Raw genomic sequence first — 15,652 nt, forward strand, 5'->3', positions numbered from 1 at the left:
ACGGGCGACATCCGACGTACGACATGGTGGCGGTGACCGGCACGTCCGGTCACCGCCACCGGTCGTGCCGGGCCCGGCCGCGCCGGTGAGCGGGGCCGGGCAGACCGGGGCCGGCGGACGGATACGCGGGGCGACCCGCCGCACCGCCCACCGGCCCGGCCCCGTCAGCGGCGGCCGGCCTCGCCGAGCTGGCTGAGCACCTCGCCGGCCAGCTCGGCGACGCTGTGGCCGCCGAGCATCTTCGCGATCGGCAGCAGCATCCCCAGGTCGCGCTGGACCCGGGTGCGGACCTCCACGGCCATCAGCGAGTCCAGACCCTGCCGCTTGAGGGGACGCCGGGTGTGCACCTGCGCCGACGGCATGCCCAGCACCTCCGCGAGGACCCGGGCCAGGTAGCGCTCCACGGCGTCCCGGTCGGTCAGCGTGCCCGCCACCCCTGACCCCGCCTCCCCTGACCCCACCGGTGCGGAAGGGGTCTGCCCGGGGGCGGGTGGGGGGTCGGTGACCGGGGCGGTGGCCTCGGGTCGCGCCGGGGACGGGGAGGTCGGCGGCGGCGACCAGGGCACGACGGACGCCGGGGTGGCGGGCGCGGCGACGGCGGTGGGGTCGGCGAGCAGGTCACGCAGTAGTGGCGAGGTCGCCGCGTCCGGATGCGCGCCCGCCCACCGCCGCCAGTCCGCCGGCAGCACCACGCCGTGGGTGGCGTCGCGGGCCAGCAGCAGACGCAGCGCCTCGATGCCCTCCCGGGGGCTGAACGTGTCCATGCCGGCCGGGTTGATCGCCCGGCCGTGCTCCCGGCCGACCCGCGCGGGCATGCCGACCGACCAGAAGCCCCAGTTCACGCTGAGCGCGGTCTGACCGGCGAGCCGGCGCTGGTCGGCCAGCGAGTCCAGGGCGGCGTTCGCGGCCGCGTACGCGCCGAGCATCGGGGAGCTGAGCACCGCCGAGCCGGAGGAGAACAGCACGAAGAAGTCCAGCGGCTGCCCGGCGAACAGGCGGTGCAGCACGGCCGCGCCGGTGACCTTCGGGCGCAGGACCGCCGACAGGGTCCGGTCGTCCAGCTCGGACAGGGCGCGGTACTCGATCACCCCGGCGGCGTGCACCACACCCCGGATCGTCACGCCGTCGGTCCCGTACCGCCCCACGACCGCCCGCATCGCCTCCTCGTCGGCCACGTCGACCGCCTCGTACGCCACCCGCACCCCGTGCCGCCGCAGCTCCGCCAACCAGTCCGCGCCGCCGACGCCCGACAGCGGGGTACGCCCGGTGAGCACGATGTACCGGGCCCCCTCGCGGACCAGCCAGTCGGTGACCACCCGGCCGAGGTCGCCGAGCCCGCCGGTCACCAGATAACCGGCGGTCGGGTCGATCCGGACCGGGCGGTGCGGGGCCGGTGCCGGGGCGGACTGCGGCGCGGTCAGCTCCCCGACCGACACCAGCACCTTGCCGACGTGCCGGGCCTGGGCCATGTGCCGGAACGCGCCGACCAGGTCGGTCGCGGGGAAGACGCGGTACGGCAGCGGTTCGAGCAGACCGGCCTGCACCAGGGCCAGGGTCTCGTCGAGGATCGCGCCGAGCCGGCGTGGTTCGTTGAGCCCGAGGTCCACCACGTCGACCACGAAGAACGACGCCCCGCGCGCCAGCAGCCGCAGGTCCAGCCGGGTGCCGTCGACCAGGTCGCGCCGGCTCAGCTCGACGTAGCGTCCCCGGTCGGCCAGCAGCTCCACACTCTTGAGCAGGCCCTCCCCCGCCTGCGTGTTGAGCACCACGTCGACGCCCTCGCCCCGGGTGGCGTCCCGGATCTCGTCGGCGAACCCGGTGCTCCGCGAGTCGGACACGTGCGCGACGCCCATCATCCGCAGCAGCGCGCGCTTGTCCGGGCTGCCGGCGGTGGCGTACACCTCGGCGCCGCGCCAGCGGGCCACCTGCACCGCGGCCAGCCCCACCCCGCCAGTGGCGTGGTGGATCAGCACCCGTTCGCCGGGCCGCACCTGCGCCAGCTGGACCAGCGAGTGGTACGCGGTGACCAGGGCCACCGGCACGGTGGCGGCCTCCTGCGCGGTGAGCCGGGACGGCCGCCGGCGCACCAGGTGCGCGTCGACGCAGAGGTGACTGGCGGCGGGTGCGCGCAGCGAGATCGCCACCACCTCGTCGCCGGGCCGCAGTCCGGCCACGCCCGGTCCGACCCGGGTGACCGTGCCGGCGCACTCGCCGATCACGCTCGCGGGCTGGTCGGACAGGCGCGGATACAGGTCCATGGCGATCAGCACGTCGCGGTAGTTCAGGGCGAGGTGGTCGGCGCGGACCTCCACCTCACCCGGCCCCGGCGGCCGGCGCGGCACCGGCACCAGGCGCACCCCGTCGAGCAGGCCGGGCGAGGTGACCTGGAGCTGGTGGGTGACGTCGGCGTCGTCCGGCCGGGCGGTGGGCATGGGCAGCAGGCGGGCGGCGTACCGCTGGCCGTCGCGCAGCGCCACCTGGTCCTCCGGCCCGGCACCGGCCAGTTCGCGGTCCAACGCGGCGGCGAGTTCGGCGGGTGGGTCCGCCGGGTCCAGGTCGACGAGCACGCAGCGCAGTTCCCGGTGCTCGTGGGCGACGACCCGGCCCAGGCCCCAGAGCGCGCCCTGCCACATCGACACGGTCCGGTCGGCGTCGCGCACCCGGTGCCCGCCCCGGCTCACCAGCGACATCCGGGGCGGCTCGGGCAGGCCGGCGTCGGCGAGCGCCCGCAGCAGCCGCAGGACGCTGCCGCAGCCGAGGCGTTCGGCGTCCCCGGCCGCCTGCTGCGCCGACTGGGAGCCGTCGGGCTCGTCAAGCGTCCAGAGGTGCACCACCTCGGCCGGTGCGAGGCCGTCGAACCCGGCCCGGACGTCGGCGAGCAGCCGCCGGTACTGCGCCGGTGCCGTCGGGTCGATCTCGTACCGGTCGGCCGCCAGCCGTTGGTACCCGCCGCCCGCGAACACCCGGACGTCGGCGGGCAGCGCGTCGCCGACGCCGGACCGGTCGGCGAAGACCAGCCGGCGGTCGGCCGGCCGGGGTGCGTCGGGCAGCGCCGGCAGCGGCTGCCACCGCAGCTCGTGGAACCACCCGTCGGGGTCGCGTACCGAGTCCGGGGGTTGCAGGTACTGCAGGCGCAGTCCATCGATCTCGACGATCACCCGGCCGTCGGCGTCGGCCACCACGAGGTCGCCACAGACCGAGTCGGACCGCCAGGCGGTGACCCCGACGGCGTGCGCCCAGCCGGGGACGCCCGGGTCGGGGTGGATCGTCACCGCGTCGATGCCGCCCAGGACGAACGCCGACGACCGGTCCTCGGCCGGGATCAGCGACGCGAGGACCTGCCCGCACGCGTCCAGCAGCGCCGGGTGGCAGGTGTACCCGGCCGGGTCGACCCCGGCGGGCACCTGGATGCGGCCGAGGGCCTGACCGTCGCCCGTCCAGAGTTCCGCGACGCCCTGGAACGCGCCCTGCCACTCGTTGCCCCGCGCGGCGAAACGGCGGTAGAAGTCGACCCCGGTGAGGTGGTCGGGGCAGGCGGCGCGGATCGCCTCCACCGGCAGCCGGCGTCGCTCCGGCGGCGGGGTGCGGGTGACCGTCGCGGTGACGTGGGTCGTCTCCGCCCCGGTCACCGCCACGTCCCAGGTGTCGGGCCCGCGCGGGGTGAACGTGGTGGACAGCGCGGGCGGCGGCTGGTCCGGACGCAGGAACAGCGCGTCGAGGTAGCGGATGTCGCCCAGCACGGGTGTCTGCCCGGCGCAGATCCCGGCGGCGGCGGTGTGCAGCAGCTCGACGTACGCGGTGCCCGGCACGACCACGGTGCCCTGCACCCGGTGGTCGAGCAGGTACGGCTCGCGGGCCGGGTCGACGACCCGGTCCACGCGGTGCTGGGCCGGTTGTCCGGCCGGGGCCGGGGCGAGCCAGTACCGCTGGCGCTGCCACGGGTAGGACGGGAGCCGCACGTAGCGGGGCGGCGGCCCGCCGACCACCCGGTGCCAGTCGACCGGGCAGCCGGCGCGGTGCAGGGCCGCGACGGTGTCGAGCAGGCTGGCCCGTTCCGGCTCGTCGCGGCGCAGGCAGCCGACGGCGGCGCCGTCGGTCCCGGTCGCCGCCAGGGTCTCCTGGATGGCCGGCAGCAGGATGGGGTGCGGGCTGATCTCGACGAACACCGTGTCGCCCGCTCCGGCGAGGTGTGCCACCGCGGCCCCGAACCGCACCGGTTCGCGCAGGTTGCGGATCCAGTAGGCGGCGTCCCATCCGGACCCGTCGCAGGGGGCGTCGTCCACGGTGGAGTACAGCGGGACGTGACCCGCGTGGGGGGTGACGTCGCCGAGGTCGGCCAGCAGGTCATCGCGGAGCTGGTCCATCTGTGGGCTGTGCGAGGCGACGTCGACCCTGACCTGCCGGCAGAACACGCCGCGTTCGTCGAGGTCCGCGACGATGGCGGCCAGCGCCAGCGGGTCGCCGGAGAGGACCGTCGAGGTGGGGCTGTTGCTGACCGCCACGGACACGAGGTGTTCGTGGCCGGCCAGCGCGGCCTGGGCGTCGGCGGCGGACAGCTCCACCGAGTACATGACGCCCTGCCCGGCGACGCTGCGCAGCAGCCTGCTGCGCCGGCAGATGACCGCACCGGCGTCGGCGAGGCTGAGCGCACCCGCCGCGCCGGCCGCCGCCACCTCGCCCATGCTGTGCCCGACCACGTGGTCGGGCTCGATGCCCCAGTCACGCAGCACCGCGCAGAGCGCGGTCTGCATCGCCCACAGGGTCGGCTGGACGGTGTCGATGGACGCCGGGGCGTCCGTCTCGCCGGTCAGCCGGGCCAGCAGCGACCAGCCGACCTCGGCGCGGATCACCTCGTCGCAGCGGGTGAGGGTGTCGCGGAAGACCGGTGAGCGGGCCAGCAGTTCGCGGCCCATGCCGTCCCACTGCGAGCCCTGTCCGGGGAAGACGAAGACGACCGTGGGCCGGTCGCCGTCCACCGGTGCGGACGCGGTGACGCCCAGCCGGGGGCGGGACTCACCGGCGGCGTACGCCAGCAGCCGCTCGACCAGGTCGTCGGGTGACGCGCCGACGGCGGTCAGCCGGTTCTCGTGGTGGTCCCGGCGGGTGGCCGCGCTGAAACACACGTCGCGCAACGGCAGGTCCCGCCCGTCGCCGCCCGGCCCGAGGAACCGCGCGTAGTCGGCGGCGAGGGCGGTGAGCGCCTCCCGCTCGGGTGCGGAGAGCACCAGGAGCTGCGCGTCGTCCCCGTCGGATGTGTCCCCGTCGGCGGGCGCGGGTGCCGGTGCGGGCCCGGTGTACTCGCCGAGCACCACGTGCGCGTTGGTTCCGGAGATGCCGAACGAGCTGACCCCGACCAGGCCCGGCCGGTCGGTCTGCGGCCAGGGGGTGCGCTCCCGCACCAGCCGTAGCCGCAGCCCCGCCCAGTCGACCGCGCCGGTCAGCTCGGCGGCGTGCAGGCTCGGCGGGATCTCCCGGTGCTGGAGCGCGAGCACCGCCTTGATGACCCCGGCCAGCCCGGCGGCCGCCTCGGTGTGGCCGATGTTCGTCTTGACCGAGCCGACCAGGCAGTGCCCGTCCCGGCCCGCGCCGGCCACCGCGCCGAGGGCGCCCAGCTCCACCGGGTCACCGGCCGGCGTCCCGGTGCCGTGCGCCTCGACGTAGTCCACCAGCGTGGCGGGTACGCCCGCGTCGGCGTACGCCGCGCGCAGCGTCTCCTCCTGGCCGGGCTGGGAGGGTGTGAGCAGGTAGCCGCCGGACTGGCCGTCGTTGCCGACCGCGGACCCCCAGATCACCGCGTGGACGGCGTCGCCGTCGGCCTCGGCCCGGTCCAGCGGTTTGAGCACCAGCACGGCGACCCCCTCGCTGCGGACGAAGCCGTCGCCGTGGGCGCTGCCGAACTTGCACCGGCCGTCGGCGGCGAGCATCCGGGCCGCCGAGAACGGGATCGTCTCCTCGGGGGCGATCACCAGGTTCACCCCGGCGGCCAGCGCCAGTTGGGTCTCCCCGTTGCGCACACTCTGGTAGGCCAGGTGCAGCGCCGCCAGGCTGGAGGAGCAGGCGCAGTCCACCGCCATGCTGGGGCCGCGCAGGTCGAAGGCGAAGGACACCCGGCCGGCCAGGAAGCTGCGCGCGCCGCCGGTCGCCGCGTGCAGGTCCAGCACCGACGCGTCGCTGAGCAGCTGCCCGTACGCCGAGGACATGCCGCCGACGTAGACGCCGGTGCGGGTGGTGGACAGCCGGTCGCGGGTCAGGCCGGCGTCGGCCAGCGCCTCGGCCGCGGTCTCCAGCAGCAGCCGCTGCTGGGGGTCCATCCGTTCCGCCTCCCGGGGGGCCACCCCGAAGTAGCCGGCGTCGAACTGGTCGATCTGGTCGAGGAAGCCGCCCCGGCGGCTGACGATCCGGTTCGGCGTGCCCGGTCGCGGGTCGTGGTAGGCGTCGATGTCGTACCGGCTGGCCGGCACGTCGGTGGTCGCGTCGCCGCAGTCGCTGAGCAGACGCCAGAACTGCGCCAACCCGTTGGCGCCGGGAAACCGGCAGCCGATGCCCACCACGGCGACCGGTGTCCCGCCCGGTGTCCCGGCCCGTGTGTGCGCCGACTCGTCCCGTCCGGTCATCCGCCCCGCCTCTCTCGGCGTCGTGTGCTGGCTGCGCCCCGAGTCTCCCGGCCACCGCTTGGGAACGGCTCGAGAAACCACGGACGCCGGTGGGCAGACCCGCTCGCCTTCCGGTCGGGACCGCCCGGCGCGGGGTTCCGACCGGCGGTGCCCGGCGGTGGCCCCGTCCTTGAGAACGGCTCGACGACAGCTCTCGGACAGGGGCGGGAACGGTGCCGCGGGTCGACAACGACGGTCGTGGATCGATAGTTTGGCAGCCGGTCCGACCCCGGCCCACCGGTCGGGCACCAGGGCGCATCCGGTGCGGTCCAACGGCACGAACCGTCAGCACGATTGGACGCCGACCATGAGGGTCATCACCATCGCCACCGACCTCGAACACCCCTTCCTGCAGCGGCTGCTGGCGCCGTCCTGCGCGGCGGTGGGGCTCGACCTGGTCGTCCTGGAGGGCCGGCAGAGGGGGTTCCGGCCCCGGGACAAGCGGGCGCTGCTCACCGATCATCTGGCCCGGCACGTCCCACCGGACGAGCTGGTGCTGTTCACCGACGCGTACGACACGCTCCTGCTGCGTGGTGAGGAGTACATCCGCACGGCGTACGCGGGCTTCGCGCAGCGGGTCGTGTTCAGCGCCGAGCCGAACAGCTGGCCGATGGGCCCCGTCGGTCTCGCGTTGCACGAGGACCCGCCCGTCGGCCCGTACCCATATCTCAACAGCGGCGGTTTCCTCGGGCCCGCCGGTGACCTCCTCGCCCTGTGCGCGGCGTATCCGGACCCCCCGAGCGGGCGTTTCCCGCTGCTGAACCGGCTGCGGGCGCACCAGGTCGACACGGACCGGCTGCACGGCACGAGCGACCAGTACTACTGGACCCTCGTCCAGCTCCTCGAACCGGACACCGTCGGGCTCGACCACAGGGCCGTCCTGTTCGAGAACTTCGCGCCGAGGGTCACCAACTTCTGCGAGCTGAACCGCTGGACGGACGACTTCCGCACCCACGGCAGGCAGTCGGCAAGCTACCGGCGGGAACGCTCCCGGCTCCTGTCGCGGTTGCGCACGCCCAGCGGGGCGGCCCAGGTGCACTTCGCCTCCGCCCTGGCCAAGACGGTGGTCCTGGACCTGCTCGACGAGGGTCTGCTGCCCTCCTGGCTGGTGGGGATGGTGCCACGGTGACCGCGCGACCGGAGTACGAGCAGCGCCACCGTCCGTCGCTGCAACGCAACGAGCTGCAGCGCAACGACCTGCTGGCCATGCAGGCGCTGGCCCCGCTGTCGCTGACGTACCTGCCGTGGAGCGCGAGCGCCATGCGACCGAGCGGGGTGGTCGCGGTGCTCAACGAGATCATGGTCAACCGTCGGCGGTGCGTCGTCGAGCTGGGCAGTGGAGTCTCCACCTTCTACATAGGAAGGCTGCTACGGCAGCGGGGCGGACACCTGTGGACCGTGGAGCACGACGGGCGCTGGGCGGAACTGCTCGGTCAGGAGCTGGCGCGCGAGGGCCTCGGCGACGTGGTGACCGTGGTGCACGCCCCCCTGACGCCTGTCGAGTCCCGCTGGCCGGACGAGGAGTCGACCTGGTACGAGCAGCACCGCCTCGCGGAGATGACCGCGGGCCGGGCCGTCGACCTGCTCGTCGTCGACGGGCCTCCCGCCTACCAGGCGGCGAACGCGCACGCCCGCCATCCCGCCGGGCCCTTCTTCGGCGCGCGGTTCGCCGGGGACTTCGCCGTCGTGCTCGACGACATCGACCGGGAGGGTGAACAGGACATCATGCGGTGCTGGGAGGAGGAGCTGGGGGTGACGTTCGAGCACCGCCCGACCAATGGCCGGATCGGCATCGGCCGCCCCGGCCCCGCGTTCACGGTGTGAACAGGGCCGGTGTCCCTGCGACGGGCCGGGTCCCGGATGGCTAGCATCGCCCCGTGATCGAGGAGCTGGTCCGGCAGGTGTCCGCCGGTGACGACGAGGCGGTCGAGGAGTTGTCCCTGGTGGCGGACGCCGAGCCGGGCAGGCTGACGCCACACCTGGGCTCACTGCTCGACCACGACGTGCTGTGGCCGGGAAAGCTGTACCGGGCGGCGGACGCCGACGTGGTGCGTCGGATCGTCGCGCGCGTCGACGGAGGGCGGACACCGGAGCAGCTCAACCACCTGCTGGTCGCCCTGGCGCACACCGCCCACCCGCTGGCCGAGGACGCCCTGCGTCGCTGGTCGGCACAGCCCCCGCCCGGCGCGGACACGCTGCACGTCGACATCCTGGACTACGCGCCCGAGGGCGGCTGGACGGTCGACCCGCAGGGCCACCGGCGCGACCTGTGCGGTGACACCGCGTACCGGTGGCTCATGTGTGAGGCACCACGGCGGCCGGACGGGGCGATCTGCCCGTGGTGCGCGTCGCCGCTGTGGACGGCTGCGGACCTCGACCCCGCGGACCCCGCCGTCGGCGTCGCGTTGGCGCACACCGGCTGGTCCGGCCGCCTGGTGATCGAGACGTGCCACTTCTGCGCCTGTTACACGACGCTGTACAGCCGGGTCACCCCGGACGGCGGCACCGGCTGGTGGGCCGGTAACACCCGCCCCGACTATCTCGGCCCCGCCGGGACGGAGGATCCGCCGGCGCTGCTGCCCGTCCCCGGGGAGGTCCGGCAGAGCCCCTACCAGGCCAGCGCGTGGGAGCAGGGCGGCTCGACGCTGGGTGGCCGGCCCGACTGGATCCAGGACGCCGCCCACCCCGACTGCCCCGGGTGCCGGCAGCCGATGGACTACGTCGGTCTGGTCGGCGGCGCGGATCTGGACGAGTACGGCGAGGGCGCCTACTACCTGCACCTGCACCGGCCGTGCGGGTTCGCCGCCGTCAACTACCAGCAGAGCTGACCCGCGCGGTGCCCCGGGGCGGCCACCCGCACCGGGGTGACCGCCCGTTCGGCGTACCGGAGGCGGTGGCCTGCGACGGGCGATGGTCGGGGGTGGACGGTCCGCTCGTCGTCGGGGCTCAGCCCGCGATCGCGGCCCGGAAGTACCAGCCGTTGTACTGGCTGTCGGGCAGGGTGCGGTAGACGCAGCTGTTGGCCACCTCACCCCAGTAGCTGGCGTCGATGCGGTACTGCTCGCACTCCTCCCACGTGGCGAAGGCCCCGTTCCAGTCGAACGGCACGGCGGCGGCCGGGGCCGGCTGGACGGTGAAACTGACGGCGGCCGCCGCGGTGGCGACCACCGCGAGTCGGGTGAGCCGGCGACGCATCGGCTGGGGCATGGGGGGTCCTTCCGCAGGGGTGACGGGACTGTGACCGATCGTAGATCCACAGTGGCCGATCACCGATCCACCGTTCGGGCAGGCCCCGGGAGGCGGGCGCGGGGCGGCCGGGCCGCCCCGCGCCGGCACGGGAGGTGTCAGTCGTGGACTCCGACGTGGAAGTTGAAGACCGCACCGTTGCGGGTGAGGATGAGGTTCCACTTCCCGCCGTTCTTCAACACCACCGGGTTGGAGTTCGGATACCGCTGGAGGAACCAGTCCTCCAACCGCTGCGCCTGCGCGGCGGCGAGCACCCCGACCTCCCCGATCGCCGCCGCGTGGTGCGGTTCCTGGTTGCAGCCGGCGTTGAACCGGTAGCTGGTGTCGCGGTTCCACCGGCCGCTGCCGAGCATCGTGACCGTCACCGGGCCGGATTGCTGGAACGCCAACTGCGGGACCGCGGGGTCGGCGACGACCACGTCGGGTGGCGTCTCCAGGGACGGGAACGGCACGGCCACCGTCTCGATGACGGCCTGCGATGCCCAGTTGAAGTCGACCTCGAACGGCATGCCCATCCTCCTGACCGGGGTGTCCCGTCCGCCGGCCTGTCGCGACGGCACGTCGACGTGACCCATCATGGGTGGTGCCCGGCGTCACATGACGGCCACTGTCCGTGCCCGGACACTGCCGACCAACCGACAGCGTCCGGGCACGGACCCGGTCCCGGCGGGCGGTGGCGACGTCGACCCTCGGTGACGGACCGGTCGTCGCGCCACCGGTCGTCGTCAGCAGGCGGCGCGCTGGCCGGAGTAGTGGACGCCGATCCGGCCGACCACGGTCAGGTCGGTCAGGGCGGTGTCGGCGGCGCGGCTGACGTAGCAGGAGTACCGGTGCTGGTTGATCACCTCAAGGTGGATGTGCGCGCCACTGTCCCCGTTGACCTGGTAGCAGCTGGAGTACCGGAACCGGCCGGTCTCACCGAGCTTGGTCCACGGGCCGACCGAGGCGCCGACGACCACACCGCCGGGCTTGTTGTTCACGTGCATCACGTCCGCCCGGCCGACGACCCCGCCGGTCGTGGTGTCCCGGGCCTCCAGCCCGATCCGGTAGCCGCCGTCGGCGAGGTTGCCGGTCGCGCAGCCCGGACGGACGGTGACCACGGTGACCGCGACCGGGTGCCCGGCCGCCGTCTTGGTGCCGAACGGGGAGACGACGGTGGCCCCCGGGTTGCGGTAGATGTCGACCGCCCAGTCGTTGGTGTAGCCCCAGTTGCCGAACACGATGTGGTGGTCGGCCGGCCCGGACCCGCCGAACCTGTTCCAGGTGGACGAGTCCTGGATCGGCGGGTACACCGCGATCGCGTCGGCGGTGTCGTGCGCGGCGGCCGGGGTCGCCGGTACGGCGACGGCTCCCAGTACGAGCGTGAGTGCGCCGAGCGTACGGGCGATGCGGAACCTCATCGTGCCTCCGAAGGGTGTGCGGAGCGGAACGAAACCACCTCGCCGATCGACGAGAGTGGATGAGGATACCGTCTGCGGCGGGACGTCGACAGCCGCCGACGTCGCGACCGTGACGGGCCGCGCGGGTCGCCCGGCTCAGGGCGTGAGCGTCTCCCACAGGTGCGGGTGCCGGGTCAGGTGCAGCAGCCGTTCCAGCAGTCGTCGGTGGGCCGGGGTGTGCGTCGGGGCCCCCCACAGGGGCGCGCTTCCCATGCCGTCCGCCGCCGCGACCACGAGCGCCAGCACGTCGGCGGGCAGCCCGTCGGCGGCGAGGGCCGCCGCCAGCCGTTCCGCGTCGGCGCGGGCGAGTTCGGCGACCGCGGGCAGCGTCATGAGCTGGGTGACCAGCGCCATCGAGGCGCGTACGGCGGCGTCGTCGTCGGCGGGGGCGACCGACGCGCGCAGGTAGGCCCGGGTCAGCCGTCCCGGTGCGGTGTCCGTGGGGTCCAGCGCGGCGTCGATGCCGGCCTGGAAGGAGGCGAGCTGGTCGCGGGCCAGTTCCAGGATCAGGTCGTCCTTGCTGGCGAAGTGGTAGATCAGGCCGCCCTTGGACACGCCGGCGAAGCGGGCGATGTCGTCCAGCGAGGCGTGGATCCCCCGGGCGCGGACGGCGTCCGCGGCGGCGTCCAGCAGGGCACGTCGGGTGTCCTGCGGCGACCGGCCGGCTGTGCGTCCCACGGCGACACCGTACCTACGGCCGCGTGGGGCGTGGTGAGGGGATGAGCACCCAGGCCAGCACCGCCGCCCCGAGGGTCAGCGCCGCGGCGAGCGACGAGGTGACCTGCACGCCGGTGATGAACGCGTCCCGCGCCCCGGCGGCGGCCTGCGGCGGCAGCACCTGCAACGCCGAGCCCAGCGAGTCACGGACCCGGGCCGCGTCGGCGGCCGGCAGCCCGGACGGAACGCTCACCGCGTGCCGGTAGACCAGCGACAGCAGGGAGCCCAGCACCGCGATGCCCAGCACCACGCCGAGTTCGTTGGCGGTCTCGGTGATCGCCGAGACGGAACCGGCCTTGCGCGGGGGCGCGGCCGAGATGATGGCGTCGCCGGTCAGGGTCATCGCCAGCCCGATGCCGAGGCCGATGGGCACGAGCGCCAACCCCAGCCACAGGTACGGCGCGTGCGCGGCGACCGCCACCCCGGCCAGCCCCGCGGCGGCCAGGCCCAGGCCGAGCGCGATGGCCCGGCCCCGGCCGAACCGGGCCACGACCGCAGCGATGATCACGACGACGACGATCGAGGCCAGGGTCGCGGGCAACTCGGCCAGGCCCGCCTGCAACGGGCCGAACCCCCTGGCGAACTGGAGGTACTGCGAGAAGAAGAACAGCATGCCGACCAGCGCGAAGATGGCGATGACGTTGGCGACGACCGCCCCGAGGAAGGCCGGGTTGCCGAACAGCTCGACGTCGAGCATGGGCTGTTCCAGCCGCCGCTGCCGCCGCACGAACAGCACCCCGGCGGTCACGCCGACCAGCAGGCAGGACACCGTCACGCCGTCGACGCCGGCCCCGACCACGTGCTTGACCGCGTACACCAGCGGCACGACCGCCGCCATGGACAGCACCGCGGAGAGCACGTCGAAGCGGCCCGGTCGCGGGTCGCGGGACTCCGGGAGCAGCAGCAGGCCGGAGACCACCACCAGGACCATCACCGGGACGTTGATGAGGAACACCGAGCCCCACCAGAAGTGCTCCAGCAGGAACCCGCCCACCAGCGGCCCGACCGCCGACCCGGCACCGAAGGCGGTGGACCAGATGGCGATCGCCCGGGTCCGTTCCCCGCTGTCGGTGAAGATGTTGCGGATCAGCGACAGGGTGGACGGCATCAGCGTCGCGCCGGCCACACCGAGCAGCAGCCGGGCCCCGATCAGCGCCGGTGCGCTGGGAGCGAACGCCGCCAGCAGCGACGCCGCGCCGAACGCCACCGAACCGACCAGCAGGACCCGTTTGCGCCCGAACCGGTCGGCCAGGTTGCCCATCAGCACCAGCAGCCCCGCCAGGGTCAGCGAGTAGACGTCACCGATCCAGAGGACCTGTTCCGCGGTCGGTGCCAGGCTCGCGGTCAGCGCCGGAACCGCCAGCGAGAGCACCGTCCCGTCGACGGCGAGCAGCAGCACCGCCGCGGCCAACACGGCCAGCGCCGCCCACCGGCGGCGGGTGGACAGCACCGGAGCGGGAACCGGGGTCGAGGACGTGATCACGCCGGAACTGTACCGACCAGCCGGTACAGTTCGTCAGGGTGACCTGCCACACTCCGGCTGCCGGCCCACCGGAGCGCCGGCAACCCGGGTACGGGGGCCGGTCGGATGGCAGGGTGGGCACATGGACAGCAGGCACGTCGACGACTGGCTCGTCGCCTACGAGCAGGCCTGGCGCACGCCGGGTACGGACACCCTGGTCACGCTCTTCACCGAGGACGCGAGCTACCAGCAGGGGCCCTATCTGACCCCCGTGGTGGGCCTGCCGGCCATCGCCCGGATGTGGGAGGAACAGCGCGACGGCCCCGACGAGGTCTTCCGGATGACCAGCACGGTCGTCGCGGTCGACGGCGACACCGCCGTGTCCCGCCACGAGGTGCACTACGGCGACCCGGTCACGCAGGAGTACCGCGACCTGTGGGTGATGCGCTTCGCCGACGACGGCAGGTGCCGGTCGTTCGAGGAATGGCCGTTCTGGCCGGACCGGCAGCCGCCCGGGGTGCCGCAGCCGTGACGGGATCGCCGGGCCCCGCGCCGGTCAGGCCCGCGACCGGAACGGGGCCAGGGTGGCCCGGATCGTGTCGGCGGCACCCCAGTCGTCGTCGAACTGGGCCAGCACCGCCAGGTGCTGCCGCAGCTGGATGATCGGCATGCGGTCCCGCCAGTCGGCGTCGAGGCCGGTCAGCTCGGCGTAGACGGCGAAGAACCGACCCGACTCCGGTGGGGCCGCCGTGGTCCACAGGTGCGCCAGGTCCACCTCGGCCCACAGGTACGACACCGCCGGGTCGATCAACGCCGCCCGTCCGTCCCCGGTGGACAACACGTTCTGCGACCACAGGTCGCCGTGCGTCAGGCAGGCCGGCCGGTCCGGCAGCAGCTCGGGCAGCCGGGCACACAACCGTTGCACCGCGGCCCGGTCGGCGGCGTCGAGCGCGGCCCGCACCCTCGGCTCACCCAGCCAGCGCAGCAGGCGGTGCTCGGCGAAGAAGGCGAAGCCGTCGTCGGCCCAGGTGTTGACCTGCCGGCGACGCCCCAACCAGTTGTCCCGGTGCCAGCCGAAGCGGGGGTGGACGGTGCTGGTGTGCAGGTGGGCCAGCGCGTGCGCGAACCGCTCCCAGAACGCCCCGTCCTGCGGCCTCGGCGACAGCAGCGACAGCACCAGCAGTTCGTGGTTCGCCACGAGCACGTCGGGGGTGGCCAGCCCGCCCTGCTCCCGCAGGGCCGTCAGCCCCTCTGCCTCCGCGCCGAAGGCGTCGCCGTCGGGCGCTTCGGCGAAGGTCTTGACGAAGACCGGCGGCGCGTGCCTGCGGTGGGCGATCCCGGCGAGCGCGGCGAGGCCACCGCTCACCGGCTCGACGGTGACGACGTCACCGATCCCGGCCCGCAGCAACCGTCCGGCGAGCAGTTCCGTCGCTCCGGTCACCCGCCGGTGCCCTCCTCGGCGCCGTCGTGCTGGTCGCCCTCCAGATAGACGTGCTGGTGGCCGTGGCCGGCGTCGACGTTGACCTGATCGAGTTGGGTGGCGGCGACGGACCAGGCGGCGGCGGCCTGCTCCGCCTGCCGTTTCGCCAGCGCCGTCAGCGTCGCCCGCTGCGCGGGTGGCCCGGTGACCGCGAGGAGGTACGACTCGACGGCCAGCGCCGTCTGCTCCACCGCGCCGCGCAGGCTACCGCGCGCCACGTTGGTCGCCGTGCTGCCCGACGGCGGGTTGGCGAACGGCTCCGCCGCCCGCAGCAGGGTCTGCTGCCACTGACGCGCCTGCTGCGGGTCGGCGGTCGGCTCGGCCCGCAGGGCGTCGAGCACGGGGGCGATCTCCTCGCGGAGGCGTCGGGCGGTGGCCGTCAGCTCGGTGATCTGCTGGGCGTCCCGCGTCGCCTCCGCCCGGCGCAGGTCGGCGATGGTCGACTCGGTGGCGTCCGGTCGACCGACCGCGTAGCCGATGCCGCCGCCGACGAGAGCGACGACGAGGCCGATCGCGGCGACGACGGCGAGCCGGGACAGCCGGCGGCGGGGTGGTGGCGACGCGGCCAACAGATACGAGGGCCTACCGGTACGACGCGACACGTCATCTCCCTGCTCGACGGGGACTGGTCGCAGCATAGTGCCGTCCGGCGGGC

The 15,652-nt window shown here is 74.3% G+C and carries 12 protein-coding genes; 4 read left to right on the top strand and 8 right to left on the bottom strand.

The window, feature by feature from the left end:
• Nucleotides 1-164: 164 nt before the first annotated feature.
• A complete protein-coding gene (locus JQX11_RS20785; protein WP_204926630.1) occupies nucleotides 165-6,614 on the bottom strand; it encodes a type I polyketide synthase in 6,450 nt (2,149 codons plus the stop codon).
• Nucleotides 6,615-6,960: 346 nt separating this feature from the next.
• On the opposite strand from JQX11_RS20785, the gene JQX11_RS20790 reads away from it, so the two are divergent.
• The 3 genes from JQX11_RS20790 to JQX11_RS20800 are packed head-to-tail and all read left to right on the top strand — an operon-like array spanning nucleotide 6,961 to nucleotide 9,481.
• Nucleotides 6,961-7,782, top strand: coding sequence for a glycosyltransferase domain-containing protein (locus JQX11_RS20790; RefSeq protein ID WP_204926631.1), 822 nt, complete (start codon nucleotides 6,961-6,963; stop codon nucleotides 7,780-7,782).
• Nucleotides 7,779-8,477, top strand: coding sequence for a class I SAM-dependent methyltransferase (locus JQX11_RS20795; protein WP_204926632.1), 699 nt, complete (start codon nucleotides 7,779-7,781; stop codon nucleotides 8,475-8,477). Before JQX11_RS20790 ends, JQX11_RS20795 begins: the two co-directional genes overlap by 4 nt.
• A gap of 53 nt (nucleotides 8,478-8,530) precedes the next feature.
• On the top strand, nucleotides 8,531-9,481 hold the full coding sequence (locus tag JQX11_RS20800) for a hypothetical protein (RefSeq protein ID WP_204926633.1): 951 nt from the start codon (nucleotides 8,531-8,533) through the stop codon (nucleotides 9,479-9,481).
• 118 nt (nucleotides 9,482-9,599) lie between these two features.
• On the opposite strand, the gene JQX11_RS20805 is transcribed toward JQX11_RS20800, so the two are convergent.
• The 5 genes from JQX11_RS20805 to JQX11_RS20825 form a co-directional block, all read right to left on the bottom strand.
• Nucleotides 9,600-9,860, bottom strand: a complete 261-nt coding sequence (locus JQX11_RS20805) for a hypothetical protein (protein ID WP_204926634.1) — start codon at nucleotides 9,858-9,860, stop codon at nucleotides 9,600-9,602.
• A 137-nt stretch (nucleotides 9,861-9,997) separates the two neighbouring features.
• Nucleotides 9,998-10,408, bottom strand: a complete 411-nt coding sequence (locus JQX11_RS20810) for a hypothetical protein (protein WP_204926635.1) — start codon at nucleotides 10,406-10,408, stop codon at nucleotides 9,998-10,000.
• A 216-nt stretch (nucleotides 10,409-10,624) separates the two neighbouring features.
• Nucleotides 10,625-11,299 (bottom strand): hypothetical protein, encoded by a 675-nt coding sequence (locus tag JQX11_RS20815; RefSeq protein WP_204926636.1) that lies wholly within the window; start codon nucleotides 11,297-11,299, stop codon nucleotides 10,625-10,627.
• A gap of 135 nt (nucleotides 11,300-11,434) precedes the next feature.
• Nucleotides 11,435-12,016, bottom strand: coding sequence for a TetR/AcrR family transcriptional regulator (locus JQX11_RS20820; RefSeq protein WP_204926637.1), 582 nt, complete (start codon nucleotides 12,014-12,016; stop codon nucleotides 11,435-11,437).
• A gap of 13 nt (nucleotides 12,017-12,029) precedes the next feature.
• Nucleotides 12,030-13,538 carry an MFS transporter gene (locus JQX11_RS20825; RefSeq protein ID WP_307826279.1) on the bottom strand — a complete coding sequence of 503 codons (1,509 nt, stop codon included), beginning with the start codon at nucleotides 13,536-13,538 and terminating at the stop codon, nucleotides 12,030-12,032.
• 121 nt (nucleotides 13,539-13,659) lie between these two features.
• Between JQX11_RS20825 and JQX11_RS20830 the strand changes: the two genes are divergently transcribed.
• Nucleotides 13,660-14,049: a YybH family protein gene (locus JQX11_RS20830; RefSeq protein WP_204926638.1), complete on the top strand. Its 390-nt coding sequence runs from the start codon at nucleotides 13,660-13,662 to the stop codon at nucleotides 14,047-14,049.
• 24 nt (nucleotides 14,050-14,073) lie between these two features.
• Here JQX11_RS20830 and JQX11_RS20835 read toward each other — a convergent pair whose 3' ends face one another.
• On the bottom strand, nucleotides 14,074-14,958 hold the full coding sequence (locus JQX11_RS20835; protein ID WP_204926639.1) for a fructosamine kinase family protein: 885 nt from the start codon (nucleotides 14,956-14,958) through the stop codon (nucleotides 14,074-14,076).
• Complete coding sequence (locus JQX11_RS20840; protein WP_204926640.1) at nucleotides 14,955-15,599, bottom strand: hypothetical protein; 645 nt, start codon at nucleotides 15,597-15,599, stop codon at nucleotides 14,955-14,957. The genes JQX11_RS20835 and JQX11_RS20840 overlap by 4 nt, the downstream gene beginning before the upstream one ends.
• Nucleotides 15,600-15,652: the final 53 nt, after the last annotated feature.

The sequence above is a fragment of the Micromonospora humida genome (genome assembly GCF_016901255.1).
GTDB classification, from domain to species: Bacteria; Actinomycetota; Actinomycetes; order Mycobacteriales; family Micromonosporaceae; genus Micromonospora; species Micromonospora wenchangensis.

Bases quoted from the DNA above. Each gene is read 5' to 3' on its own strand.
- JQX11_RS20785 (WP_204926630.1), bottom strand. From the start codon at position 6,614: ATGACCGGACGGGACGAGTCGGCGCACACACGGGCCGGGACACCGGGC.
- JQX11_RS20790 (WP_204926631.1), top strand. From the start codon at position 6,961: ATGAGGGTCATCACCATCGCCACCGACCTCGAACACCCCTTCCTGCAG.
- JQX11_RS20805 (WP_204926634.1), bottom strand. From the start codon at position 9,860: ATGCCCCAGCCGATGCGTCGCCGGCTCACCCGACTCGCGGTGGTCGCC.
- JQX11_RS20810 (WP_204926635.1), bottom strand. From the start codon at position 10,408: ATGCCGTTCGAGGTCGACTTCAACTGGGCATCGCAGGCCGTCATCGAG.
- JQX11_RS20815 (WP_204926636.1), bottom strand. From the start codon at position 11,299: ATGAGGTTCCGCATCGCCCGTACGCTCGGCGCACTCACGCTCGTACTG.
- JQX11_RS20830 (WP_204926638.1), top strand. From the start codon at position 13,660: ATGGACAGCAGGCACGTCGACGACTGGCTCGTCGCCTACGAGCAGGCC.